The sequence below is a fragment of the Kamptonema formosum PCC 10802 genome, from assembly GCF_000332335.1.
Taxonomy (GTDB): Bacteria; Cyanobacteriota; Cyanobacteriia; order Cyanobacteriales; family Oscillatoriaceae; genus Oscillatoria.
The window spans coordinates 4,174,709-4,198,115 of the sequence record NZ_KB235948.1 but is presented as its reverse complement, the minus strand read 5'-3'; the positions used below and the strand labels follow the sequence as shown (position 1 = coordinate 4,198,115).

The window sequence follows — 23,407 nt, the reverse complement described above, 5'->3', positions numbered from 1 at the left end:
AGAAAAAGAGTGCATAGGGTGAGGTGGAATTGCCTCGTATAGCAGTTCTCAATAATTGGCGCAACCGCTCTTGGCGCAGAACCCCGGTTTCTTTAAGAAACCGGGGTTCTGAAATTTACACGAATGATTTAGACGCGCTCTATCATCTCCGCTAGCGACTTGTCGGGAACGCGATAAACCCAAGTCTCGGGCAAGAGTTTTGCCCTCACCGGCACAGCCGTGTGGGAGCGCGGCTTTCTGGGACACCGGCACCTAAACATTCCAGGGGCTTGTATGCTATCCGATACATTTTTGCTATCAATTGCTGTCAATTGATAGCAAATACATAAGCACAGGAGGCTAGCTCCAGAACCAAGGCGTATCAACCAATGCCCGCAGGGAACCCGCGAGCACAACGTCCAAACTCCTGACAAAGTGACTTCCTTTGAGAAAGAAGCTGTCTCAATCAAGTCTAAAGGCCATTTGCCTTTGGGGTTCGGGCTTTAAGGCGATTTAGACACAGCCACCTACCGAGTGGAAATCGGGTTTAGATAGCTGTTTTGGACTTTTCAGAGCAACCACCCGCCTTTGGTTTTCGGGTCGTGGTGGATGTCTTGAGCAAAGTATAGCATAGATCAGTATATGGTGGCAAATCGCTTGCTGCTGCCTGCCCTATAGCAACACCGGCTCCCACCCCCCAAGATCGGCCATGCCTGTAGACTTCTCTGGACAAAATCTCCAAGGACGCAACTTTAAAAATCAAGACCTCACCGGCGCTAACTTCGCGCATTCAGACATCCGGGGTGCCAACTTCACCGGCGCAAACCTCACCGGCGCAAACCTCACAGGTGCCCTCGCTGGGGTGCCGCGCCGGCAAACCGCCGCACTCGCGATCCTCCCGCCACTCCTGGCCTCACTGTCCGGCTTGCTGGCCACACTGGCGGGCGCGTTTGCCGGCGCTTTGCTCAACCCGCAATTCATCAAAGGCAACACCATTTTTCCCGGCGTCGCCGTCTTGTTGCTGCTGGCGCTCTTTTTTCTCGTCACCCTGCGCCGGGGGATGGAGGCGGGTTTGTGGGCGGTGGCGGTGGTGGCGGCGGTGGCTGGGGCTTCGGCTGGGCTAAAGCCCTGGTTTTTAGCTTGGGACTGGGCTCTGACCGGCATTTGGGAGGTGGCGGGAATGGCGGCTTGGGCTTGGGCGCTCGCTTTGGCGGGGGCTGCCTCTCTGGCGGCGGGTGGGGGCAGGGCGTGGGCTATCACCGGCGCTTTGGCGTGGTTTTGGGGTTTGATTGGGGCTGCCCTCGGCACGGGGGCTGGGTTTCTGGGCGGGCTGTTTCAGGATGCTTGGGCTTCGACTGCGGTTTGGGCTTTTGCGGTGTGTGTGGCGGTGGGTGTGGGGTGCGGTTGGGCGAGCCGGCGAGCTCTGTCTGGAGACGAGCGTTTCGCCGCGATTGGCAAGATAGCCGTTGCTTTTGCCACTGCCGGCGGGACAAGCTTCCGCCGGGCTGATTTAACCGACGTCAATTTCAGCCAGGCGGTGCTAAAAAAAACCGATTTCCGAAAGGCAAATCTCACCCGCACTTGCTGGCTGCAAGCCCGCGAACTTGACCGAGCCCGACTTGGCAATTCGATACTGGCTAACCCTGCTATTCGAGATTTGCTTGTTAGCGGCTCTGGGCGGAATAAATCTTATGCCGGCATTAATCTCCGGGGTGCCAACCTTGCCGGTGCTGACCTCAGCCACGCCGATTTGCGGGAAACAAATCTCACTGAAGCCTCTCTGCAAGGTGCCTGTTTAAAGTCTGCAAATCTGTCTGCCTCTCTCGCTTCCGGCGCTGATCTCTCCTCAGCCGAACTCACCGGCGCTTTGATAGGGAATTGGAAGATTGACAGCAACACCCGGCTCGATGGAGTCATTTGCGAGTATGTTTATTTGCTCAACTTTCAAGTAGAGCGCCGCCCTCTGAGCGGAGAGTTCGCCCCCGGAGAGTTCGCGCAGCTGTTTCAGCCGGCGTTCAATTCCGTCGATCTAGTTTTCCGCACCGGCATGAACTGGCAAGCTTTTCTCCACGCTTTCAATCAGGTGCGCTCAGAAAATACGGACGCCGAACTGTCGCTCCAGAGTGTTGAGCAAAAAGCAGATAGCCTGTTCGCCGTTCAGCTGCGGGCGGCTGCCGGCATCAATAAGGCGAAAATCCACCAGGCTTTCTGTGACGCCTATCAGTCCTGGCTGGAAGCGAACGCAGAAACCAGTCCGGAAGATCGGGGGGTTCCTTCTGGCGGGCAAGATGCCGGTTTGATATCAATTTTAACTCAGCTGGCAGCCAAACTGCACGAAGAACAATCCGCCGAATCAAGGGAGTAATGTATGGGGTGAGCCCTGCCGGCTGCACCGGCTGCCGGCTTTTCTACTCCCCCGCTCAACGGAAATCAATCCCTGGGCAGATTCGGAGAGGGGGGGTGCCTTGCTATTCTTCCAGAAGAGATAACTCATAAAATTCGAGGAGAAAGCAACATGCCTGAACAATACAAAGCAGAGCGAACCGTTTCCGCCACCTTCAAGGAAGAAGAGCAAGTGGATAGCGTAATTCGGCGGCTGCTGGATCGGGGCGTGCCTCAGGATCGCATCTCGGTGATGGGGAAAAATTTCCAATCCAAAACGCGGATTGCCGGCTTTATAAGCAGGAAAGACGTGATTTTGGGCGGGCTGCGCACCGGCGCAATTTTTGGTTCCCTGTTCGGTTCAGTTTTGAGCCTGCTGACGGGCGTTGGCGTGCTGTTTATTCCTTTTGTTGGGCCGGTTGTGGCAGCGGGACCGCTGGGTGCGGTACTCCTCGGTGCTGCCGGCGGCGCACTGGCGGGAAGTGCCGGTGCCGGTTTGGTTTCCGCACTGGTGGCGCTGGGAATGCCAGAAGAGAAAGCCACTCTCTATCAAACTCGTTTGGAAGCGGGAGAAATTCTGGTCATGGCAGAAATTACCGCCGATAAATCGGGGGAAATTCAGCTGCTGCTGCAAAGTGCCGGCGGTGAGGAAATCTCTGCCAGCGACATGACGCTGCCCCATCCCTGTCCAGGCCGGTGCGACAGTCTAGCAGATTTGGCTCCCGAAATCAGCTCCCATTTATCTGAAGACGCTCAAAAGACATTTATCGAGCGTTACAATGCTGCATTTGATGAAACCAGCGATGAAATGAAGGCTGAACAAGCCGCCTGGGATGCCATTCGCCGGCAGTACGAAGAAAATGAAAGTGGCGTTTGGTCTAAACCTCTGGCCAGGGTGTGATCGGACAGAAACCCCACCCCCAAGTCGGGTGGGGTCCGGCACGCGCCGGCTAGCCGGTGAAATCTGGCGAATTTTAACTTTAATTTAATCCCCCACACAGGCACCGGCACCCCAATCGCGGCGACCGGCTGGTATAATTTTAAAGTTCGCCTCCGGAACTTCGTTTCGGAAGGTTTGCGCCATGCGGACAGTCCGTCAGGAGAGAGAAGCAATGAAAGAATATATATGCACCGTCTGCGGCTTTACCTACAACCCAGAAGAAGGCGACCCAGAAGGGGGAATACCACCAGGAACCCCTTTTGAAGATATCTCCGATGACTGGGTGTGTCCCGTCTGCGGCGCGGCTAAAGAGGCTTTTGAACCGGCATAATTTCGCGAGGCGTATCACTGTTAGGGGAAGGGGGAAAATCTTGGAGAAAAGCGATATGGCGGCTCTCCGTTGGATGAACTATGGCCGACGAGAAACCCGGTTTCTTTAAGAAACCGGGTTTCTCAGTACAAAATCCAAAATCTAAAATCTAAAATCCAAAATTGCTAAAGGTAAATGAAAAAACTATTAGTCACCGGCAGCAGCGGTTTCTTGGGATGGAACCTCTGCCAGCTCGCTAAGCGAGAGTGGCAGGTATATGGCACGCACTTCTCCCATCGGATCGAGATTCCGGGCGTCAAACAGCTGCCGGTTGACTTGACGGATTTTCAAGAACTCCAGCGCCTGTTTCAGGAAATAAAGCCCGATGCAGTTATCCACACAGCGGCCCAATCTCAGCCAAACTACTGCCAAACTCACCCGCAGGAATCTCGCACCATCAATGTGACAGCTTCTTGGAATCTTGCGGGGCTTTGCGCGGATTATTCCATTCCTTGCGCTTTTACTTCCACTGACCTGGTTTTTGACGGTTTAAACGCTCCCTACCGCGAAACAGATCCCGTCTCACCTCTCAGCCTTTACGGCGAGCAAAAAATTATGGCTGAAGAAGGAATGCTGGAACGCTATTCCCGAACAGCGATTTGCCGGCTTCCCCTGATGTTTGGCTGTGGCGCACCGGCGGCTAAAAGTTTCATTCAGCCCATGCTGCGATCCCTGAGAGAGGGGCAAGAACTGGCTTTATTTGTCGATGAGTTCCGCACGCCGGTGAGCGGAACAGCCGCCGCGCGCGGACTTCTCTTGGCTCTGGAAAATGTTCAGGGGCGCATTCACTTGGGCGGGAAGGAACGGGTGTCGCGCTATGATTTTATGCGGCTCTTAATAGAAGTTCTCGGACTGAGCGATGCTAAAATAAAGAAGTGCCGGCAAGCTGATGTTAAAATGGCCGCGCCCAGACCGCCAGACGTGTCTTTGGACAGTTCAAAGGCGTTCGCGCTGGGCTACCAGCCCCTGTCCTTGCGGGAAGAATTTGAGGCTTTGCGGGGAAAGGTCTGATGTTGTGGCATTTTACCCCACCCTTCAGGCGCAAGACCGGCGTCCCGCCTGTCCCCTGACCCGCAGGACCGGCGTCCCGCCTGTCCCAACCAGGCGCAACCAGCAGGAGAAAGTTAGATTAATTCCATGAAAATTGTCGTGATTGGTGGCGGTGCGGCGGGTTTTTTTTGCGCAATTACCTGCGCGAAAACTCACCCCCACACGCGCGTCACCTTGCTAGAAGCCGGTCGCAAACCGCTGGAAAAAGTTCGCATTTCTGGCGGGGGGCGCTGCAATGTCACCCACGCCTGTTTTGACGCGGCTGTCCTGGCGCAAAACTACCCCAGAGGCGGCAAAGCCCTCCGGGGACCCTTCACTCGCTTTCAGCCTCTTGATACTGTAAAGTGGTTTCAAAGTCAAGGGGTGAAACTGAAAACTGAGTCAGACGGGCGGATGTTTCCCACCACTGACGATTCCGCCACCATTGTTAATTGTCTCATCCGGGCAGCTGAAGACGCTGGGGTGGAACTTCGCACCGGCACGCCGGCGGTTGGGGTTTCTTATCAAGACGGGATGAGTGGCGTACCGGCAAAAGATGCCGTATTAAAGAACTCCCCTTTCTTTGAAATTCAGTTAAAAACCGGCGGGGTTTTGACCGCTGACCGGCTGCTGCTCGCCACCGGCAGCAGTCCAGCGGGATACCAGATTGCTAAATCCCTCGGACACACGATTGAGCCGCCGGTTCCCTCTCTATTTACCTTTAATATTCGCGACGAACGGTTGAGGGATTTAGCCGGCATCTCCGTGACAAACGCCCGCGTGCGATTGCCAGAGGCCAAATTAGAACAGACTGGGCCGGTGCTCGTCACTCACTGGGGGTTGAGCGGTCCGGCAGTGCTGAAACTATCCGCTTGGGGTGCGAGATTCCTGCACGACTGCTGGTATGACACTCCCCTGCAGGTTAACTGGCTGCCGCAGTACAAACCCGACGATCTGCGCCAAATGCTGCTGGCGGTGAAGAACCAGCTGCCGCGACGGGAGATATCCTCTAGCTGTCCCGTTCCCATCCCCCGCCGCCTTTGGGAGCGTTTGATTGGGGCTGCGGGTATTGCCGAGGAGACGCGCTGGGCGGAAGTGTCCAATAAATCCCTAAACCTGCTGCTCGAAGAACTGATTCAGGGCAAATACCAGATTGCCGGTAAGGGCGTTTTTAAGGAAGAATTTGTCACCTGTGGCGGCGTCACCCTCAAAGAGGTGGACTTCAAGACGCTGGAGAGCCGCCTCTGCCCCGGACTTTACTTTGCCGGCGAAATTCTCGATATTGACGCCGTGACGGGAGGCTTTAATTTCCAGAATGCCTGGACAACCGGCTGGATTGCCGGTCAGGCAATGGGTGCGCTGTCTTAATAACCCGCCCCACTGCTGCGGTTGGCATTTTCTCCCCCCCTGTGTTAAGTTTTATTACAAGTAGCGCCAGTCTGACCTTCAGGAGCTCGGGAAAATCTCACCCGGGCTCCCTTTGGGAAGCTCAAAAAGCGGTGAATACGGAACTTGCACCTTATAATATAACTCGTGAGAGGAGATTCATGAAAAATTTTCCTCGGCCAGCAGGAGAATCAGAGAAAAATTTTGTTTTCGCCTTAGAGTCGCCTTTTCGCGAGAGGAATGGCTTGCTGGAGTTCAAAGAGGGATTCACCTCTCCAGAATTTTTTGCCGGCTGGTCTTTTCTGACGCACCTGTATGGCGCTCTGGTTTGGATAGACCACTGTCTCCTGACATTCCCCAACCAGCACAGCCTCGAAAAATACGCCGAATCTTTTCGCCCTTTTGATGCTAAAGTCGTAGAAGGCCCCGCCTTATTCCCCCAAGAATTTTGTCGCGAAAACACTTCTGTCCCGGCAGATTTGTGGGTGCACCTGCAGACGCTGTTACTGCCATCGGGCGGACTGGTGGTGCTGCAGGCACCTCACGCAGCCGGGGATTGCACTGACCGCTTTTTGCGGGAGAGGGGATTGGCTGGTGTTCACCACGTTGCGATTCGCGCTGATGACGTGCGCGCAGCGGCTAAACTGTGGAAAGAAAAAGGCTTCGCTCCCATGTCGGAAAAGCCTCTGGATTATGGCTCTCTAACCCAGTGGTTCCTCCGGAACTCGGCGGGGCAAATTATAGAGCTGATCGAGCGCCAACCCGGCAATAACGCAACGTTTGACTGCCGGAACATCGCGGGATTGCGCCTCTCTGAGTTAAGGAAATGAGTAAAAGTAGCGTTTCCCCCAGGGGAACGCTACAATCTACAATCTTGTAGGACAGGCATCTTGCCTGTCCTTTCCCCCTAGGGGAACGCTACAATCCAGCTACAACTTCATAAAAGTTAAATCTATGCAGACAGTAAGGGTCCCTCAAAACATTCCTCAGCCGCCGGTATTTACTTCTGTGGAAGAGGAGCGCCACCACCGCAAGCAGCGCCTCGCCGCCGCATTCCGCCTGTTTTCCTGCTTCGGGTTTAATGAGGGGATTGCCGGTCACATTACCGCCCGCGATCCCGAACGCTCAGATCATTTTTGGGTGAACCCCTTCGGAATGCACTTCAGTCTGATTCGAGCTAGCGATTTGATTTTAGTCAGCCACCGGGGGGAAGTGGTGGAAGGAAACAAGCCGGTGAACGAGGCGGCTTTTGCTATTCACTCCCAGATTCACGCCGCCCGCCCAGAAGTCGTCGCCGCCGCACACGCCCACTCCCCTTACGGCAAAAGTTGGTCAAGTCTCGGTCGCTTGCTCGATCCGCTGACACAAGATGCCTGTTCGTTTTATGAGGATCACGCCCTGTTTGATGACTACACCGGCGTGGTGCTGGAAATTGAGGAAGCCCAGAGGATTGCCAAAACCGTCGGTGAGAAAAAAGCGATTATTCTTCGCAATCACGGTTTGCTAACTGTCGGGCGCAGCGTCGATGAAGCGGCTTGGTGGTTCATCACAATGGAGCGCTCCTGTCAAGCGCAACTGATGGCGGAGGCGGCGGGCAAGCCGGTGCTCATCGAACCGGAATGCGCCCGCCGCACATACCGGCAAGTGGGCTCGCACCATATGGGCTGGTTTAGCTTTCAGCCGCTTTACGATATGATTGTGCGCAAAGAGCCTGATTTGCTGGAATAATCCTATTTTAGATTGGGCATGGGGTATTGGGCATGGGGCATGGGCACGGACATCAGTGGCCTAGGGAAAAAGGCGTAGGACAGGCGTCTCGCCTGTCCTACTGTCCTAGGCATAAGAAACCCGGTTTCTTAAAGAAACCGGGTTTCTGAGCCATAGTTCATCCAACTGAGAACCGCTATATCTGTTACAGGAATCCTTCTTGCTCCAATTCTTCAATGAGCTGCAAACCGCGCGGATCGCCGACTCGCAGCATGGAAGATTTGGCATCTTCGCGGACGCCCATATCTTCGTCTTCCGCAAAAGCTTCAATCAGGGCATCAATGGCTGTGGCGTACACAACATTTGAGGGCAGTTCGCGGCACAGCTGTCCCAAAGTCCAGGCGCAGTTGCTGCGCACAGCCGGCACGGGATCTCTGCGCAAGCCTTCAATTAAGGGGGGCACTGCAGCGATAACGGCATCGTAACCCACTTGCGCCATTTGACCGAGGGAGCTCGCCGCCCACAGGCGCACTGCGGAAATATCGGTTTTCAGCGCGTCCAGCAGGGGGGCGAGCGACCGGCGATCGCGGCAATTGCCCAGCGCCCACACCACGCCTTTGCGCACATAGCCATTCCAGTCGCGGTTCAGCTGGTGAATCAGGGGCTCGACGGCATTTGGGCTGGGATTGCGTCCCAAAGCGTAAGCGGCGCTCACCCGCACGAGGGGACAAGCATCGGTGAGCAGGTGAATCAGCTGGGGTATAGCCCGCTCCTCCTGCAGGTCGCAAAACGCCCGCGCCGCCAGCATGCGCTGCTGCGGTTCTGGGGAGTGCAGGAGTGGGAGCATTTCCTCTGGATCTGGTTTGGGGGGTTCTGACTCCGCTAAGAGATCCAAAGGGCTTTCCAGCTCATCCTCGATATTGAGTGCGCCTGTGCGATCTTGACTGTTCATATTTTCAATCTACTGCAGCACCGCCCCACTTCGGCGTTGCAGCAAGACAAGATGATTTCACCCAAACGCCATCTCTTTCTCCCCCTCCCTGCAAGCGGCGAGGGGGTAGGGGGGTGGGGTTCTTCATCCGGTGGAATATTCAACGCCCCCACTTTACCTGTCCGATCGCGGTTTCAGGGGTTTGAGCATCCACAGAGACTGGGTGTCGTAGCCCAGTTTGCGGTAAAGATTGAGCGCCGGCTGGTTTGTGAGAAAGACTTGCAAGCCAATTTGCCGGTCGCCCCTGTCTTTGGCCCAAGTTTCGGCGTGCTGCATGAGGGCGGAGCCAATTCCCCGACGCCGGTGTTCTGGGGCGACGTAGACGAGAAAAATGTGGGCGTGGCGATCGCCGCTCACCTGATCGATAGCGCTCCCCAACCACAGACAGCCCACCGGCACCTTTTGGGATGGGGAAGTTGCCTCCACCCACCACAGGGGTGTGTTGCTGCCAAAATATTGCTCGACGGTTTGGGCGAGATGGGAGAAATCCCCATCCGGGCAGATCTCTTGGTAGGTGAGCTGCATGAATTTCAGCAGCCGCGCCCGATCCAGCCGCGAGCCGGTGCGCAGAGTGTATCCCGGTATCAGCACACCGGCTCCTGCAGCGCCCCACCGGCACCGGGCAGCAGCGATGTTGCCGGTGCGGTTTCTTCCACGGGTGCGGGGGAAGCCATGTCGCTGGGCAAAAAGCTGCGAGCGCCCACTGCTACAAGGGCTACCAAGAAGACCAATACTATCAACAGCGGTGCAATGTACTGACGAAATATTGCCATAGGGGTTGGGGGGTGGGGGTGGGCTAGCCCCTGTCCGGGGTGGTGGTCAAGTTTTGTAAAGGTTTCTTTCCTTATATTACTGCCGGTGGCTGCCGGTGTTGAGCGGCAGCCGCCTGCGGGGAGGTTGCTGGTTTCTTTGACTGTGCGCGGCAACTGCCAGATGTCAAGAGGCGGGCGGGGAGGACCGGCACCCCCTGGCGCAAGGAAAGTGCCGGCGCGGGAAACAATGCCGGTGCGAGAAATGCCGGTGCCAGACATGCCGGTGCGAGACATGCCGGTGCGGGAGCGTTGCACATTAATAGGATAAACACATCTCTTTCTCCCCTTCCCCGTGCACGGGGCTGGGGTTGGGGGGTGGGGTTCCCCTTTCCGCTGACAAAAATAGCATCTCCCACTGATTATAATGCAGAGGAGTTGGGGGCGTTCATAGCGAACGCGCAGCAGTCACAGCCTCTATCTGTAGGGTGGGGAACGCGATAGCGTAACCGGCAACCACATTAATTATCGTAACCGGCACCATACCACAGTGTGCTGCGTAAGTCCTGAAACAGTAAGAGCAACTCCTCTCCTGTCTTTCTCCCCCTCCCCGCAACCGGGGAAGGTGGGGCCCCCTCTGGGGATAAGGGGCTGGGGTTGGGGGGTGGGGTTCCCCTTTCCGCTGACAAAAATAGCATCTCCCACTGGTTATAATCCAGAGAGAAGGGGGCGTGCATAGCGAACGCGCAGCAGGAACAGAATCACCGAGTTCTTTTTGGAGAGTGCCAGATGCTGACAAATTACATTCAAGCAGCGATGCGCAAAGCCACATACGAAATCCTCAGTGACGATGGCAGCTTCTATGGGGAAATCCCAGGCTTTCAAGGCGTTTGGGCGAATGCTCCCAATCTGGAAGCCTGTAGGGAAGAATTGCTGTCCGCTTTAGAAGATTGGATTTTGATAAGAGTTGCAGACCATTTGCCTTTGCCAATTGTGGATGGAATTGAGCTAACTGTCAAGGAGGCGGTTTAATGCCTAGCTTTGGCCCAGTTAAACGAAAAGACTTAATTGCTTACCTGAAACAGTTGGGATTCAGTGGCCCAGCTTCTGGCGGCAAACACCAGCACATGAAAAAAGGAAATATCACCTTGATATTGCCAAATCCTCATCAGGGAGAAATCGGCAGAGAGCTTTTAGCGCGGATATTGCGTCAGGCAGAAATCAGCAAGGAGGAGTGGGAAAGTTTGTAAGCTTTGTTCTTGTTCCCACAGGCTCGTGTGGGAACGAAGAAAACGGCGACACTCACTCTCAGGAAGTAGAGACAAGGGGGTGCCCTTGTCTCTGCTTCTCCCCCTCCCCGCACGCGAGGAAGGGGCTGGGATCTAGAGTTCCCAATCCCTAAAACTCACCGGCGCGTGTAGCGGTGCTTCACCCCAACCGGAAAATATTCCGGATCGCCCAAAGGCAGCAAGCTCACCTGAGGCATTTGATACTCTTTCGGAACATAATTCGCAAACTCGCTATTCAACCGGCACAACTGAGTTACAATAGAATGGGCAATCGTCTCCCGCATCTCCTCAGTCGCACCCACCCCAGGCGCGAGCTCCACCGCAACCGAAAGAAACCGGTTCCTGTCACCGCCTTCCCTCACTTCCAGCACAAACTTGCCCGTCACCCAGTCGTGAACCGGCGGCTGCTCCAGCCCTACTGTAACATTTTCCGGGTAAATATTGGCACCGAAATACGACACCGTAAAGTGAGAGCGCCCAAAAACATACAGAAAAGGCAAAGAATAGATTCCCCGGGTGCTCTGAGGCTCTAATTCCACTAGCGGATCGAACCCCCAGTCCACCAGAAAGCGGATCATCTCCTCAAAAGGAATAATGCCGCCGGTATCGGAAATGTGATAGCGCACCAGCGGAATGCCATTATCCCCAGAAAACAGCAAAGTGCCCTCGTGAACCTCAAAAAACCGCGACAGCGGATCGTACTGCACCAGCGTCGGGAGGCGGGATTCCCCAAACAGGGAGCGGGCGACATCCGGGCGAGACGCCAGAAACCGGCGGATGCAGACACTCACCGGCGTTTCATTTCCCAAAACCCCCGCATCTGCAGTTCCGTAAAGGGAAGCCGAATCGTAGCAAACATCTTGAGAGCCGGTGCGGTCCCCCACCAAAGTCCGCCACTCCTCGCTGAACACTTCCCCCGCCATTACAAGCTTAATGGAGTATTTTTCCCATTCTATCCCTTCGGCAATGCCGGCGTCAATCACATCCTTAAGAAACGGCGGGTATCCCAGCAGCACCACCTGCTCGAAAGCCGGTGCCAATTCCCGCACGGTGCGGAGAATCTCCGCCCTGTTATTTCCAGGGGTGATAGCGGTGATGGGGTAGCCCTTCGCCGCCAAGTGCCGGCAGCAATTCGCCGTGTACATGCCGCCCACCCAAGTTCCCAAAGCGAAGCAAACCACTGCCAGAGTGCGGCGGGAGTCAGCCTGGAAACTGTCGCGAAAAATTTGCTCGAAACGCGCCGCAACCGGGAACTCATCCGCGATAAAGCGAGGCCAAAATGTCGGGGAGCCGGTGGAGCCAGAGGAGACTGCTATTAGATCGCAAGTTTCTAACTTTCCGCGCCGGCACAGACTCGGCAAAGGGTAGCGCAGCAGGTAATTCTCTTTTGTGAGCAGCGGCAATTTTTGGAAATCTTCAAAGGTCTGGATGTAGGAGGGTTTTATGCCATATTCCTTGAGAAAAGCCTGATAGGCCGGCACGGTGGCAGCCACGGAGCGAAACAATTCTATAGCAGCAGCCGGTGCGTTAGCTTGGCTGTGTTCTTGCAGGAAAGTTTCCACCGGCGTGTTCAGAAACCCCTGCCAAGCTGCGAGTGTCCTGTCGCGCTGTTCTTCTTGCATCTTGTGTTCCTTGTATTTCCCGATTTGAGCTGGGAGCGAAAGCGTTTATAAGAAACCGGGTTTCTTTAAGAAACCCGGTTTATTTATAGTTTCTTGATGTTCGACTTGGGGTGCCTGGTTCAAACCGCACCGAGCAAACTTGCCAGCAAAGCCTTTTGAACGTGCATGCGGTTTTCTGCCTGGTCCCAAACCCGAGAGTGAGAGCCTTCCATCACCTCATCGGTGATTTCTTCCCCCCGGTGTGCCGGCAAACAGTGCAGCACAATAGCGTCTGCATCCGCACAGCTAAGCAGCTGTTCGTTGAGCTGGTAAGGTTGAAACAGGGGAATGCGATTTCGGGCTTCCTCCTCTTGACCCATACTAGCCCAGACATCGGTATAGAGGACTTGAGCGCCTTTAACCGCAGCCACGGGATCGCCAGTGACAGTAACTTCGCTCTTCCCTTTGGCAATTTCCCGCGCCTTTTCCACGAAATAGGCATCCGGTTCGTAGCCCTCAGGTGTGGCCACTCTGACATTCATCCCCGCCATCGCGCAGCCCAGCAGCAAGGAGTTGGCCACATTGTTGCCGTCGCCCAAGTAGGTGAGGGTGACGCCCTCCAGCCGCCCAAAACACTCCTGAACCGTCAGCAAATCCGCCAAAGTTTGACAGGGGTGGGCTCGATCGCTGAGGGCATTAATCACCGGAATCTTGGCGCAGCCGGCAAACGTTTGCAAGTCCTCTTGGGCAAAAGTGCGAATCGCTATAACATCGAGATAGCGGTCTAGCACGCGCGCCGTATCCACCAGAGGTTCCCCCCGGCTGACTTGAGTGACGCTGGGATTGAGGTCGATCACCTGCCCCCCCAACTGGTACATGGCCACAGTGAAACTGACCCGCGTCCGGGTGGACGCTTTGTAGAACAGCAAACCCAGCACCTTGTTACAGTGCGGGTTCGCCCTGCCGGCTTTCATCTGCTTAGCCAGCTGCAGGAGAAAGTCTAATTCCCCCACACTCAGGTCTGCCAGACTCAAGAAATCCCGTCCTTTCAGTGCTTCCACACATCCTCCTCACATCACATCCTGTAGTGTTACTCTAATTGATATTCGCAGCAGATTCGGGCGGGCGTCCCGCCCGCCAAGCTCGCTATTCCTCGTTTCTAGTGAGGGCTAAAGCTCTCACTACGAACTTAGCAGATTTGGCAGGGTGCTAGTGCGTACAACTATACCGAAATCAGCGGATGTTTGTGTTCCCCCTCTTCGGAAACTGGCAGTATCGCCAGCCGGGGAGCATCCCACTTGTGCCAAGACTGTCACCCTCACCCCCCGCACCCAACGCCTGTAAGGGAGAGGGAGGAAAAATCAATCAATAATTTTCCCATTTCCCCTTGGAGGGAGAAAGGGCTAAAGCCCAACTACAAACGGTGGGGCTAAAGCCCAGCGGCAAGCGGCAGCCCCCTATTCGGAATCCACCGGCTGAGATTTTTTCGAGTCTAGCAATGTCTTAACGCGCTGCAAAATCTCGTCGATACCAGCATCTTTGGCGATAAAGTCGTCCGCTTCTGGGCAAATTTGATAGCCAATTTCTCTGTCAGTTTTGCTAATAAATCCGCTGGATAGAACCAGCAAGGGAGGGTCTGGCATCGTTTCTTTGAGGTGGCGGATTAATTCGCTGCCGGTCATACTTGTTTCGTAGCGAGCTGGGGGAATTGAGAAGTCTACAATCGCTAAGTCATACTGGCCGGCTTTATTCAAAAACCTGTCCACCCCTTTAAAAACAGAAACTTCAAAATCTATCCTGAAGAAGCGCTGGACTGCCAGACCCCAGTATTCGTCATCGTCAACTACAGCTATTTTGTGCATTTTAATGGGGCTCACAGAGAAAATATGAAAGAGTGAAAATCAAGGAGGAAACAGAGATTTACCTCCTTCAAACCGGCTCGCTAACCTCTCCCCCTTCCCGTTTAGGGAAGGGGGCTGGGGGTTTCGGTCTGTTTTCAGGCACAGAGATGCTCCCGCTCACCGGCCCCCCTCACCCTCCTGGGATGAAGCCTGAACTCTCAGCTAATTCCCGATTTGTTCTCGCAGAGCTGCTCAATTAATTGTAAAAGTCCCTGATAGTCAGTGATGGGTTTTGTGAATAACTCATCTGCTTGGGAAGTCGCCAGGAGGGTTTTCCTTTCGGTCAGCATGGCGTAGGCTGTTACCATAATAATAGGAATGTGGGCGGTTGCCGGTTGAGTTTTGAGCAGGCGAGCCAAGTCCGCCCCGCTGACTTGTTGCCCCTCCCAGAACGCCCCGGGCAGGTTGACATCCATCAGCACCACGTCCACTTCTCCAGCTTGACATTTTTGGAAAATTTCAGCAGGAGTGTCTGTGATGGTGACTTGGTGCCCTCCTATGCGCTGGATTAATTTGGCAGTTCCCTTGGCCAAGAGGTAATCGTCATCTACGAGTAGAATATTCACGCGCTTATTTCTCCCTGTGCTTTCAAGGTGTCAGAGTCGCTGGGTGATGCCCGGTAAGGGAGGGTGAAAGTGACGGTCGTTCCCTCACCCTTCCCGGCACTTTCCAGCCAGATTTTACCCCCCATCAGCTGTACCAACCGCTTGCACACTGTTAAACCCAAACCGGTGCCGCCATAGCGCCGCTTGATGGAGCCATCGGCTTGCACGAAAGGCTCGAAGAGGAGTTCTGTTTTGCTCGGATCGATGCCAATGCCGGTGTCAGTGACGGAAATCTCAACCAGCGGTGGGGGCGGAGCCGCCGGCTCGCCTCCAGGGCGCAGGACCGCCCGCACGCGCACAGCACCGGCGCTAGTAAATTTGAAGGCATTGGAGAGGAGGTTTGTGAGAATCTGTCGGAGTTTGACTTGATCAGCCCAAACGCTCTCCACCTCACACTCAACAGCCAGGAGTATTCCCTTGCGGCGGCTGTCGAGATTGAAGAGGCGGCGCTGCTCCTCGAGCAGGGGAGCGAGCGAGACTCGCTCCTGGCTGACACTCATGCGACCGGCTTCAATCTTAGCAATGTCCAGGACATCGTTGATGATGGCTACGAGGTTTTCTGCTGACTGGTGGGCGATGTGGACATATTCTTTGAATTCCTCTTCGCTGTCGTAGAAGCCTTCTTTGAGAAGTTTCAGGTAGTTGAGCGTTGAGGCGAGGGGGGTGCGCAATTCGTGGCTGGTGGAGGAGAGGAAGTCCGATTTCAGCCGGCTCGCTTCGTCGGCGGCGGCGCGGGCGGCTTGCAGTTCTTGGTTGCGCATTTCCACCAGCAGCCGGTGCTCTCGCTCCCACTGGTATAGCCGGTTCTGCATCACCGCCATTGACAGGTGGGTGCCCGCTCCCTCAACCAGCTCAATTTCTTCCTCAGTCCAGGGGTGGGCGCAGCCGTACTTGAGCTCTCGCCAAGCTTCAAAGGAGTGGCGCACCTTTGCGTTGCGCTCATCTCGATCGAAGCGACCGGCCCAGAAGATGTCCGTATCAATCTCGCTGCGGAACAGGGTGAGGCAGCCCAACGACTGCTGGCTGTACCGCAGGGGCATCAGCAGCATTCCCCGGATCGGGGTTTGCTGGAACGCAAAAGCCACCTGCGCCAGTCTGGGTTCCTGGTAGAGGTCGTCGATCGCCCGCACCGGCGCTGCTGCTTGTTTTGGGCTGCGATCCAGGGACTTTTCACCCCAGCTGCCAGTCCCCTGAACCGGCAGGGTGGCGATGGCCATCAGCTGCTGCCAGAACGGGTGGTATTCCAGCCACTCCGATTCCCCGGTTTCCCCTGAGAGTTTGAGCAGTTTGCCGGTGGTGTAAAGTTCAGGGCGCGAGCTTGTTTCCATCGGATTGAGGTAAAGTCTGCCGCCTGCGCCCCCGACTGCAGCGACGATTTTTTCCAGGACTCCCTGGAGGATTTCTTGAATGTTCAGCGGTGCGTGCAGCAGGGTGGAAATCTGGTTGATTAACGCTTCCCGGCGAGCCTGTGAGCGGGTGGAGCTCAACAGTGCCGAGTGGGCGATGGCCACGGACACCTGATCTGCCACCATCTGGACAATCTGCAAATCGGAAGCTGAGAAGGTTTTTGGCTGGACGTGATGGGATACCAGCAAGCCCCAGAGTTCCTTTCCGTGCAAAATCGGCACCACCAGCGAGGAGTTCACCCCCATTGCCGTCAGGTACTCTATATGGCAGGGGTCAACCGGTCGCTGGAGGATTTCTTCAATCGGGCGCTGGCGGATGTCTTCCAGCGTCAGGCTGCCGGTCGTCTCCGGAGTGTCGGAGGGGCTGAGGGTAATTCGCTGTGCTGGAACATCCACAATTGAGCGGACTCGCGCTTTGACAAACATCTCGCGGATCTGGGGGGGAATGTCGGTGGCGGGGAAGTGCAGCCCCTGCAGCGACGGCAGCCGGTTTTGATAAACAGACTCGGCAATCACTTGGCCGCTGCCATCCCGCTCAAACCGGTAAACTTTCACCCGGTCTGTGCTCAAAAACGAGCGCACTTCCGCCACAGTCGCGGAGAGAATCTCGTGCAGCTCCAGGGACTGGCGGATGCGATTGGTCATCCGATTCAACAGCATTCCCTCGGTTAGGATATCGCCTGCATTCTGACTTTTACTTTCTCCAGTCATTTATTCTACTCACTTCATATTCGGGACAGATCGGCCTCGGGGTAGATTTGTCAGCTAACGCACGCAAGTCGCTATCAAGTTCCCACAGGAAGGTTGAGAGTGAATCTAGCTGCGCGAGTCTCGCGCTCGCTCCCGCCTCCGGGCATTAGCACGCCCCACATGCTGAGCGCCGGCCTTTGGCGAAATGCTTCTGAATCTCGCGGACAGCAGCAGAGAACTCACTGGCACTTCTGAGAGTTAGTTTAGGAGATGTCCCCACTCGTTACGCTCCCTCCTCAAGCTCAATAATTCTGGCCTATAGGGACCCTAGGGCGAGGCATTTTAGACGGCCATCAATATGACAGTCGCCACACAAGTAGCGATCTCTAATCCTAACCACCCTCCTCTTTTCGTCCCTGTGCGCCCGAACGCGGTTGTGCGGGTTCTGAAACTCACTACTTCTCCAGCGCTGACCGCGTTTGCTATAAAAATTGCCGGGAAAAGCAGGCGGGCATTTCCTGTAGAATTGCACCAGGCTGATTTGAACAATGTCCTGAGGGAGCGCCAGGGCTAGCTGGTGGTGACTGGGAGAGGGGGAAAGACTGGCACCGGAGGATATAACCCATGTAAGAGATGGACAAGAATCAACTAAAATGGACAAGAACGGGGGAGAGCGGATTACACCGGCAGGCTGAGGTGCCGGTGCGGGAGCGCTACTTAAAAGATAGGTTTCCCTATTCGAGGGCGCGTTCCGCACCTGGCGAAAAAATTATATGGGCCATGCGCGACAGGTTCCGCTATACCTGCCTTGAGCCTCGCCGCCAGAGTGGAACTCACAAGCGAATTGTTTTGCGCTTTATGCTAAATTAGCACCAACCTACCTCTAGGCGCAAATGTTAAACAACATTAATGTAATCTGGCTCTGACCGCGTTCTAGTTAAATGCCAGCTGGGCGTGCCGGTGCCATGACTCGGGCTGCGCCATCCCTGCGCCACGCCAATCTTAACAGGGCGGGCGAAAGTCCCCATTGGCAGGGAGAGGTTTCCCCCGAAGGGGGTGGCTCCCTGCGGGAGGAACCTCAAGGGGGCAGAGCCCTGGAAACGGCTTTCCCATCAGCCGGTGCGCAACTGACTGAGGCTTACCTTGTGCTTTGTGCGCCGGCATGGATAGAGATATTATAGAAAGCGTTTCCCCTGAAAACCTGTGAAAATTACAGATTGCATGAGTGGGGAAGGTACTTTATACCACTTGCCACATTGCTTAGGACATTAGACATTGAGGCTCGGCGCGACGCAGCACCTGCGGATACAGCTCGCAGGGACAGGCATCTTGCCTGTCCCAATGTTTATTGCTACACTCGCTAATGAAACCAAAATGGTATTGAGAGTTCCTGTTAAAAGGAGGCAACATGAGCGGTGACGATAACCAAGACACTACGATTTATAAGGTTGTGGTGAACGAGGAGGAGCCGTATTCTATTTGGCCGGCTGACCGGGAGAACGCTCTTGGCTGGAAGGATGCCGGGAAAACCGGCACAAAGGAAGAATGCCTCGCCTACATCAACGAAGTCTGGGCAGACATGCGACCGCTGAGTCTGCGCAAGCAAATGGAAAACTTGTAGGGTGCGGAGCGCGACAGCGTAACGCACCCACCACTGGTACTTACTTTCCGATAACCGGCAAGTGAGGTGCCTTACCGAAAGGGTAGCGCACCCGACTACTTGTACTTGTTCTCCCGCAATTAACCTACTTCGACTAACTCCCAGCTAGGCGTGTCTGCGTCGCCACCGGCACCGGGTGAATCACCCGACGCCAGCTGCTCAATCGCACCATCAATCAACCTGTACCCTTCCTCGACAGTTTCCATCCGCGAAAGCTTGTCGCGCAACTCCCCGGCATTGGCAAATCCTTTGGCGTACCAAGTCATGTGCTTGCGAGCTTGGCGCACGCCGCGCTCTCCCTTATATTCCCAGAGCATTTGCAGGTGATCCCTGGCGCACTGCAGGCGCTCAACCGGCGTTGGCGGTGGCAACTCGCAGCCGGTTTTCAGGAAGTGGTCAACTTCTCCCACCAAGAAAGGATAGCCGAGGGTCCCTCGCGAACACATCACGCCATCTGCGCCGGTTTCTTCCAAGCAGCGCACAGCAGCGTCAACAGAAAAAATATCCCCATTGCCAATCACCGGAATTGAGAGGATTTCCTTAACTTTGCGAATCCACTCCCACTTAGCCGGCCCATTATACCCTTGGGCGCGAGTGCGACCGTGTACCGTAATCATCTGAGCGCCGGCCTCTTCCATGCGCTTGGCAAATTCCAGGATAGTAATTTCCTTCTCTGACCAGCCGATGCGAGTTTTTACCGTCACCGGCACCTCTACCGCTCTCACCACCGCCCGCACAATTGCCTCAGCTGTTTCCGGTTCCCGCAGCAAGGAAGAACCGCCGCCATTTTTGGTAATTTTGTTGACCGGGCAGCCCATGTTAATATCAATAGTATCCGCGCCTTCTCTCACCGCCATCACAGCCGCCTCTGCCAAAAAATTGGGCCGGCAGTCAAATAGCTGGATGCTGATCGGGCGCTCGTTCGGGTCTACCTCCATGATTTTCGGGAGTTCCTTGACGTAGTGCAAGCCGGTGGCGTTCACCATCTCGGTGTACATCATCGACTCTGGCGCGTACCGGCGCACCAGCCGGCGGAATACCAAGTCCGTGACGCCGGAGAGCGGCGATTGCAGCACGCGGCTCCTGACCTCAAACTTGCCGATTTTCAGGGGGGTGGACAGTCTTTGCTTTAATTCAGGGGAGAGGACGGGCATGGTTAGAGTCGGGATGGGAGTCTGACTTCTTTATGCTATCTTATTTTATCGCAACTGAGACTCTAGCTCCTGTTTGTAGTGAGGCGATAGCCTGCGATTGGGCTTGGGAGCATCCCATTTTTTTTTACCCATCTCTTGTAGGACAGGCCAAAAAGCCTGTCCCAGAGTTTCAGGCACAGGCGAGACGCCTGTGCTACAAAAAATGAATAGATGTACAAAATCGGAATGCTCCCATTGGGCTAAAGCCTAACTACTTTCTTTGGGCTAAAGCCCAACTGCGCAACTTTTGGGCTAAAGCCCAACTGCGCAACTTTTGGGCTAAAGCCTAACTACTTTCTTTGGGCTAAAGCCCAACTGCGCAACTTTTGGGCTAAAGCCCAACTGCGCAACTTTTGGGCTAAAGCCCAACTACAAGCCGGCCCACCGGCAGCTCGCCCTTGCTCATGGGGCAGCGAGCTGGGGGGGGCGGTTTTCCCCCTCGTGCCGGTGCGAGCGGCAAATACAACTGGCGGTTTACGGTTTGCCCCAATTCCTGCAACCGCCGCCACACCTACTATGGAATTCAGTTAGGAATAAGCGCGTGCGGTTGAAACCTCGCTCCCGCAGCGGCTATTTCTTAACTTCACCGGCGGTGTTATAAGGTTTTGAGGCTCAACCTTTTCGCTTCAAACTTCACTCACCCCAGCCCCAGAATGGCGATATCTTCTCAACCTCGGTAAACCTATGGCGAAACTAATTTACTGGCAGCCCTTGCGCGAGATCGATAGCGTGCGGAGTCAATTGAACCGGCTGTTTGACGAGCTCTCTCAAACTGGCGCTCGCCCTTTCGTCAGCGCTCAGGAACCCCCTGTCGCCCCGGCACCGGCAGTTGAATTGCAAGACACCGGCATGGCGCTCATTTTGCGGGCTTTAGTTCCAGGGGTGGAAGCAAAAGATTTAGATGTGCGCGTCAGCCGGCAAGCCGTCTCGCTCGCTGGGGAGTGCCGGCTGCCCATTAGCCACACAGCGCGAAAGTGGCGCTCAGAATTCCAGTACGGCACGTTCCGCCGCCTGATTGCGCTCCCCGAGCCGGTGCAAAACGACCGGCTGCAAGCGGAATTCAAAGACGGCATCCTCACCCTGACTTTACCGAAACTGTCCGCCACCCGCCCCGAGGTGGTTAAGGTCAGGGTCGCTGAGTCTGAGGCAGGTATTATAGCGGAAAACGCCGGTGATAGCAACCCCCCTGCGGCAGAAAACCGTCAAGCCGGTGCCCCTATGGATGCTGAACTCTCAGAAGATGGGTGGGCGTCAGAGCCAGCCGCCTGATGAGCGCGGGTTTTTCCGGGCTGAACAGCCTGCCGGCTCTGAAACGCGAGCGCCGGCAGGTGCCAAACCGCCCCCTCTCAGGTACGGTAAATACGCCTTCATCAGGAGCCTAACCAAGCTCAGTATATTAATAGACTTATCTAAATAATACTGAGGCTGGATGGGCTGCTAATCGAACGCGACGGTGTTTGATTCCCAGTATTTTGTATGCCTAAATAAACAGGCGGGTACAGAGCAAAATTTTTGTAGCGATTGGAGCCGGAACACCCGTATGGGAAAAGTTGTTGGAATTGACTTAGGGACGACGAACTCTTGCGTCGCTGTGATGGAGGGTGGCAAACCCACCGTGATCGCGAATGCAGAAGGTTTCCGCACGACGCCTTCAGTTGTAGCCTTTACAAAGAACGGCGACCGCTTGGTGGGCCAAATCGCCAAGCGCCAAGCGGTGATGAACCCCGAAAACACCTTTTACTCCGTCAAACGCTTCATCGGGCGCAAATTCGACGAGGTTACCTACGAATCGACGGAAGTGTCCTACAAAGTGCTGCGGGATAGCAGCGCCAACGTTAAGCTGGACTGCCCAGCCGCCGGCAAGCAGTTCGCCCCGGAAGAAATTTCCGCTCAAGTGCTGCGCAAACTGGCAGACGACGCCAGCAAGTACCTGGGCGAACCCGTCACTCAAGCAGTGATCACCGTACCGGCGTACTTCAACGACTCCCAGCGCCAAGCGACTAAGGATGCAGGCAAGATTGCCGGTTTGGAAGTGCTGCGGATTATCAACGAACCCACCGCCGCTTCTCTAGCTTACGGTTTGGACAAGAAGAGCAACGAAACCATCCTGGTGTTTGACCTCGGCGGCGGCACCTTCGACGTTTCCATCCTGGAAGTGGGCGACGGCGTATTTGAAGTGCTGGCAACTTCTGGGGACACCCACCTCGGCGGTGACGACTTCGACAAGAAGATCGTTGACTACCTCGCCGAAGCCTTCCGCAAAGCCGAAGGCATTGACCTGCGCAAAGACAGGCAAGCGCTGCAGCGCCTGACGGAAGCCGCTGAAAAAGCCAAGATTGAGCTCTCCAGCGTCACCCAAACGGAAATCAACCTGCCGTTTATTACGGCAACCCAAGACGGGCCCAAGCACCTGGACATGAGCCTGACGCGGGCCGAGTTTGAAAAGATCTGCGCTGATTTGATTGACCGGTGCCGCATACCGGTGGAAAACGCCGTCCGCGACGCCAAAATCGACAAGAGTGCCATTGATGAAGTGGTGCTCGTGGGCGGTTCCACCCGGATTCCTGCGGTGCAAGAGCTGGTCAAGCGCGTGCTGGGCAAGGACCCCAACCAAACCGTCAACCCGGATGAAGTGGTTGCCGTGGGTGCGGCTATCCAAGCAGGTGTGCTGGCCGGTGAGGTGAAGGACATCCTGCTGCTGGACGTTACCCCCCTGTCTCTGGGTGTGGAAACCCTCGGCGGCGTGATGACCAAGATTATCCCCCGCAACACCACTATCCCCACCAAGAAGTCGGAAGTGTTCTCCACGGCGGTGGACGGGCAAACTAATGTGGAAATCCACGTCCTGCAAGGCGAGCGGGAATTAGCCACCGACAACAAGAGTCTGGGCCAGTTCCGCCTTGACGGCATCCCGCCGGCACCTCGGGGCGTCCCGCAAATCGAAGTGACTTTCGATATTGACGCTAACGGTATCCTCAATGTCACCGCTAAGGACAAGGGCACCGGCAAGGAGCAATCCATCAGCATCACCGGCGCGAGCACCCTCGACAAGGGTGAAGTTGACCGGATGGTGAAGGAAGCAGAACGCAACGCCGCTGCTGACAAGGAGCGCCGCGAAAAGATCGATATGAAGAACCAGGCTGACTCCCTAGCTTATCAAGCTGAGAAGCAGCTCAAGGATCTCGGCGACAAGGTGTCTGGTGCTGACAAGAGCAAGGTGGAAGCGCTGGTTAAAGACTTGCGCGATGCCAGCAGCAAGGAAGACTTCGACCGCATCAAGACTCTAACGGCGGAACTGCAACAGGCGCTCTACACCATCGGCAGCAATATCTACCAGCAAGCCGGCGGCGGTGGCCCAGAAGCTGCCGGCGGGCCCGCTCCGGATGGCGGCAAGGCCGACAAATCCGGCGGCGATGACGATGTGATTGACGCTGAGTTCTCTGAAACTAAGTAGTCAGCGGTTTTAGGGGTTTTCCTCGTTCCCTCGTTCCCAGGCTCCGCCTGGGAACGCGGTCCTGGAGGCTCTGCC

The 23,407-nt window shown here is 55.6% G+C and carries 25 protein-coding genes; 15 read left to right on the top strand and 10 right to left on the bottom strand.

The window, feature by feature from the left end; all coding sequences use genetic code 11:
• Window positions 1–128: 128 nt before the first annotated feature.
• Window positions 129–311 carry a hypothetical protein gene (locus tag OSC10802_RS50260; RefSeq protein WP_155968032.1) on the bottom strand — a complete coding sequence of 61 codons (183 nt, stop codon included), beginning with the start codon at window positions 309–311 and terminating at the stop codon, window positions 129–131.
• Between the two features lie 377 nt (window positions 312–688).
• Between OSC10802_RS50260 and OSC10802_RS40750 the strand changes: the two genes are divergently transcribed.
• The 7 genes from OSC10802_RS40750 (at window position 689) to OSC10802_RS0118085 (ending at window position 7,814) form a co-directional block, all read left to right on the top strand.
• Window positions 689–2,344 carry a pentapeptide repeat-containing protein gene (locus OSC10802_RS40750; protein ID WP_017718184.1) on the top strand — a complete coding sequence of 552 codons (1,656 nt, stop codon included), beginning with the start codon at window positions 689–691 and terminating at the stop codon, window positions 2,342–2,344.
• A gap of 150 nt (window positions 2,345–2,494) precedes the next feature.
• A complete protein-coding gene (locus OSC10802_RS0118110) occupies window positions 2,495–3,262 on the top strand; it encodes a ChaB family protein (protein ID WP_017718183.1) in 768 nt (255 codons plus the stop codon).
• Window positions 3,263–3,473: 211 nt separating this feature from the next.
• Window positions 3,474–3,632, top strand: coding sequence for a rubredoxin (gene rd / locus OSC10802_RS0118105; protein ID WP_017718182.1), 159 nt, complete (start codon window positions 3,474–3,476; stop codon window positions 3,630–3,632).
• A gap of 174 nt (window positions 3,633–3,806) precedes the next feature.
• Window positions 3,807–4,682, top strand: coding sequence for an SDR family oxidoreductase (locus OSC10802_RS0118100; RefSeq protein ID WP_017718181.1), 876 nt, complete (start codon window positions 3,807–3,809; stop codon window positions 4,680–4,682).
• 126 nt (window positions 4,683–4,808) lie between these two features.
• A complete protein-coding gene (locus OSC10802_RS0118095) occupies window positions 4,809–6,068 on the top strand; it encodes a BaiN/RdsA family NAD(P)/FAD-dependent oxidoreductase (RefSeq protein WP_017718180.1) in 1,260 nt (419 codons plus the stop codon).
• A gap of 179 nt (window positions 6,069–6,247) precedes the next feature.
• Window positions 6,248–6,916 (top strand): VOC family protein, encoded by a 669-nt coding sequence (locus tag OSC10802_RS0118090; RefSeq protein WP_017718179.1) that lies wholly within the window; start codon window positions 6,248–6,250, stop codon window positions 6,914–6,916.
• A gap of 124 nt (window positions 6,917–7,040) precedes the next feature.
• Window positions 7,041–7,814 carry a class II aldolase/adducin family protein gene (locus OSC10802_RS0118085; protein ID WP_017718178.1) on the top strand — a complete coding sequence of 258 codons (774 nt, stop codon included), beginning with the start codon at window positions 7,041–7,043 and terminating at the stop codon, window positions 7,812–7,814.
• A gap of 184 nt (window positions 7,815–7,998) precedes the next feature.
• Here the strand turns inward: OSC10802_RS0118085 and OSC10802_RS0118080 are convergent, their stop codons facing one another.
• The 3 genes from OSC10802_RS0118080 to OSC10802_RS56990 form a co-directional block, all read right to left on the bottom strand.
• Entirely contained in the window at window positions 7,999–8,745 is a 747-nt protein-coding gene (locus OSC10802_RS0118080; protein ID WP_017718177.1) for a HEAT repeat domain-containing protein, read from the bottom strand.
• A gap of 153 nt (window positions 8,746–8,898) precedes the next feature.
• Window positions 8,899–9,375, bottom strand: a complete 477-nt coding sequence (locus OSC10802_RS0118075; protein ID WP_017718176.1) for a GNAT family N-acetyltransferase — start codon at window positions 9,373–9,375, stop codon at window positions 8,899–8,901.
• On the bottom strand, window positions 9,369–9,851 hold the full coding sequence (locus OSC10802_RS56990; RefSeq protein WP_017718175.1) for a DUF8624 family small hydrophobic protein: 483 nt from the start codon (window positions 9,849–9,851) through the stop codon (window positions 9,369–9,371). The genes OSC10802_RS0118075 and OSC10802_RS56990 overlap by 7 nt, the downstream gene beginning before the upstream one ends.
• A gap of 471 nt (window positions 9,852–10,322) precedes the next feature.
• On the opposite strand from OSC10802_RS56990, the gene OSC10802_RS0118065 reads away from it, so the two are divergent.
• Window positions 10,323–10,565, top strand: a complete 243-nt coding sequence (locus tag OSC10802_RS0118065; RefSeq protein ID WP_017718174.1) for a type II toxin-antitoxin system HicB family antitoxin — start codon at window positions 10,323–10,325, stop codon at window positions 10,563–10,565.
• Window positions 10,565–10,783 (top strand): type II toxin-antitoxin system HicA family toxin, encoded by a 219-nt coding sequence (locus tag OSC10802_RS0118060; protein ID WP_017718173.1) that lies wholly within the window; start codon window positions 10,565–10,567, stop codon window positions 10,781–10,783. The genes OSC10802_RS0118065 and OSC10802_RS0118060 overlap by 1 nt, the downstream gene beginning before the upstream one ends.
• A 155-nt stretch (window positions 10,784–10,938) precedes the next feature.
• On the opposite strand, the gene OSC10802_RS0118055 is transcribed toward OSC10802_RS0118060, so the two are convergent.
• The 5 genes from OSC10802_RS0118055 to OSC10802_RS0118035 all read right to left on the bottom strand — a co-directional run bounded on the left by OSC10802_RS0118055 (window position 10,939) and on the right by OSC10802_RS0118035 (window position 17,046).
• Entirely contained in the window at window positions 10,939–12,444 is a 1,506-nt protein-coding gene (locus OSC10802_RS0118055; RefSeq protein WP_017718172.1) for a phenylacetate--CoA ligase family protein, read from the bottom strand.
• 119 nt (window positions 12,445–12,563) lie between these two features.
• On the bottom strand, window positions 12,564–13,484 hold the full coding sequence (gene argF / locus OSC10802_RS0118050) for an ornithine carbamoyltransferase (protein WP_017718171.1): 921 nt from the start codon (window positions 13,482–13,484) through the stop codon (window positions 12,564–12,566).
• 396 nt (window positions 13,485–13,880) lie between these two features.
• Window positions 13,881–14,285, bottom strand: coding sequence for a response regulator transcription factor (locus OSC10802_RS0118045; protein WP_017718170.1), 405 nt, complete (start codon window positions 14,283–14,285; stop codon window positions 13,881–13,883).
• Between the two features lie 197 nt (window positions 14,286–14,482).
• Complete coding sequence (locus OSC10802_RS0118040) at window positions 14,483–14,890, bottom strand: response regulator (RefSeq protein WP_017718169.1); 408 nt, start codon at window positions 14,888–14,890, stop codon at window positions 14,483–14,485.
• Complete coding sequence (locus tag OSC10802_RS0118035) at window positions 14,887–17,046, bottom strand: sensor histidine kinase (protein ID WP_017718168.1); 2,160 nt, start codon at window positions 17,044–17,046, stop codon at window positions 14,887–14,889. Before OSC10802_RS0118035 ends, OSC10802_RS0118040 begins: the two co-directional genes overlap by 4 nt.
• 99 nt (window positions 17,047–17,145) lie before the next feature.
• Here OSC10802_RS0118035 and OSC10802_RS55715 point away from each other — a divergent pair, with 99 nt between their 5' ends.
• The 4 genes from OSC10802_RS55715 to OSC10802_RS0118025 all read left to right on the top strand — a co-directional run bounded on the left by OSC10802_RS55715 (window position 17,146) and on the right by OSC10802_RS0118025 (window position 18,646).
• Window positions 17,146–17,280, top strand: coding sequence for a hypothetical protein (locus OSC10802_RS55715; protein ID WP_255349151.1), 135 nt, complete (start codon window positions 17,146–17,148; stop codon window positions 17,278–17,280).
• 378 nt (window positions 17,281–17,658) lie between these two features.
• The gene (locus OSC10802_RS50255; protein WP_155968030.1) at window positions 17,659–17,895 is read left to right on the top strand and encodes a hypothetical protein; all 237 of its coding nucleotides are present in this window, start codon (window positions 17,659–17,661) and stop codon (window positions 17,893–17,895) included.
• Window positions 17,896–17,966: 71 nt separating this feature from the next.
• Entirely contained in the window at window positions 17,967–18,206 is a 240-nt protein-coding gene (locus OSC10802_RS50250) for a hypothetical protein (protein WP_155968028.1), read from the top strand.
• A gap of 227 nt (window positions 18,207–18,433) precedes the next feature.
• Complete coding sequence (locus OSC10802_RS0118025; RefSeq protein ID WP_017718167.1) at window positions 18,434–18,646, top strand: MbtH family protein; 213 nt, start codon at window positions 18,434–18,436, stop codon at window positions 18,644–18,646.
• A 119-nt stretch (window positions 18,647–18,765) separates the two neighbouring features.
• Here OSC10802_RS0118025 and dusB read toward each other — a convergent pair whose 3' ends face one another.
• Window positions 18,766–19,839: a tRNA dihydrouridine synthase DusB gene (gene dusB / locus OSC10802_RS0118020; protein WP_017718166.1), complete on the bottom strand. Its 1,074-nt coding sequence runs from the start codon at window positions 19,837–19,839 to the stop codon at window positions 18,766–18,768.
• Window positions 19,840–20,562: 723 nt separating this feature from the next.
• Between dusB and OSC10802_RS40745 the strand changes: the two genes are divergently transcribed.
• Window positions 20,563–21,147: an Hsp20/alpha crystallin family protein gene (locus OSC10802_RS40745; protein ID WP_017718164.1), complete on the top strand. Its 585-nt coding sequence runs from the start codon at window positions 20,563–20,565 to the stop codon at window positions 21,145–21,147.
• A 271-nt stretch (window positions 21,148–21,418) separates the two neighbouring features.
• On the top strand, window positions 21,419–23,332 hold the full coding sequence (gene dnaK, locus OSC10802_RS0118005) for a molecular chaperone DnaK (protein WP_017718163.1): 1,914 nt from the start codon (window positions 21,419–21,421) through the stop codon (window positions 23,330–23,332).
• Window positions 23,333–23,407 lie beyond the last annotated feature (75 nt).

Bases quoted from the DNA above. Each gene is read 5' to 3' on its own strand.
- OSC10802_RS0118080 (WP_017718177.1), bottom strand. From the start codon at position 8,745: ATGAACAGTCAAGATCGCACAGGCGCACTCAATATCGAGGATGAGCTG.
- OSC10802_RS40745 (WP_017718164.1), top strand. From the start codon at position 20,563: ATGGCGAAACTAATTTACTGGCAGCCCTTGCGCGAGATCGATAGCGTG.
- OSC10802_RS50250 (WP_155968028.1), top strand. From the start codon at position 17,967: ATGCCAGCTGGGCGTGCCGGTGCCATGACTCGGGCTGCGCCATCCCTG.
- OSC10802_RS0118025 (WP_017718167.1), top strand. From the start codon at position 18,434: ATGAGCGGTGACGATAACCAAGACACTACGATTTATAAGGTTGTGGTG.
- OSC10802_RS0118110 (WP_017718183.1), top strand. From the start codon at position 2,495: ATGCCTGAACAATACAAAGCAGAGCGAACCGTTTCCGCCACCTTCAAG.
- OSC10802_RS0118090 (WP_017718179.1), top strand. From the start codon at position 6,248: ATGAAAAATTTTCCTCGGCCAGCAGGAGAATCAGAGAAAAATTTTGTT.
- dusB (WP_017718166.1), bottom strand. From the start codon at position 19,839: ATGCCCGTCCTCTCCCCTGAATTAAAGCAAAGACTGTCCACCCCCCTG.
- OSC10802_RS0118065 (WP_017718174.1), top strand. From the start codon at position 10,323: ATGCTGACAAATTACATTCAAGCAGCGATGCGCAAAGCCACATACGAA.
- OSC10802_RS0118085 (WP_017718178.1), top strand. From the start codon at position 7,041: ATGCAGACAGTAAGGGTCCCTCAAAACATTCCTCAGCCGCCGGTATTT.
- OSC10802_RS0118035 (WP_017718168.1), bottom strand. From the start codon at position 17,046: ATGACTGGAGAAAGTAAAAGTCAGAATGCAGGCGATATCCTAACCGAG.
- OSC10802_RS40750 (WP_017718184.1), top strand. From the start codon at position 689: ATGCCTGTAGACTTCTCTGGACAAAATCTCCAAGGACGCAACTTTAAA.
- OSC10802_RS0118055 (WP_017718172.1), bottom strand. From the start codon at position 12,444: ATGCAAGAAGAACAGCGCGACAGGACACTCGCAGCTTGGCAGGGGTTT.
- OSC10802_RS50255 (WP_155968030.1), top strand. From the start codon at position 17,659: ATGGACAAGAATCAACTAAAATGGACAAGAACGGGGGAGAGCGGATTA.
- dnaK (WP_017718163.1), top strand. From the start codon at position 21,419: ATGGGAAAAGTTGTTGGAATTGACTTAGGGACGACGAACTCTTGCGTC.
- OSC10802_RS0118060 (WP_017718173.1), top strand. From the start codon at position 10,565: ATGCCTAGCTTTGGCCCAGTTAAACGAAAAGACTTAATTGCTTACCTG.
- OSC10802_RS0118100 (WP_017718181.1), top strand. From the start codon at position 3,807: ATGAAAAAACTATTAGTCACCGGCAGCAGCGGTTTCTTGGGATGGAAC.
- rd (WP_017718182.1), top strand. From the start codon at position 3,474: ATGAAAGAATATATATGCACCGTCTGCGGCTTTACCTACAACCCAGAA.
- OSC10802_RS0118045 (WP_017718170.1), bottom strand. From the start codon at position 14,285: ATGCACAAAATAGCTGTAGTTGACGATGACGAATACTGGGGTCTGGCA.
- OSC10802_RS0118095 (WP_017718180.1), top strand. From the start codon at position 4,809: ATGAAAATTGTCGTGATTGGTGGCGGTGCGGCGGGTTTTTTTTGCGCA.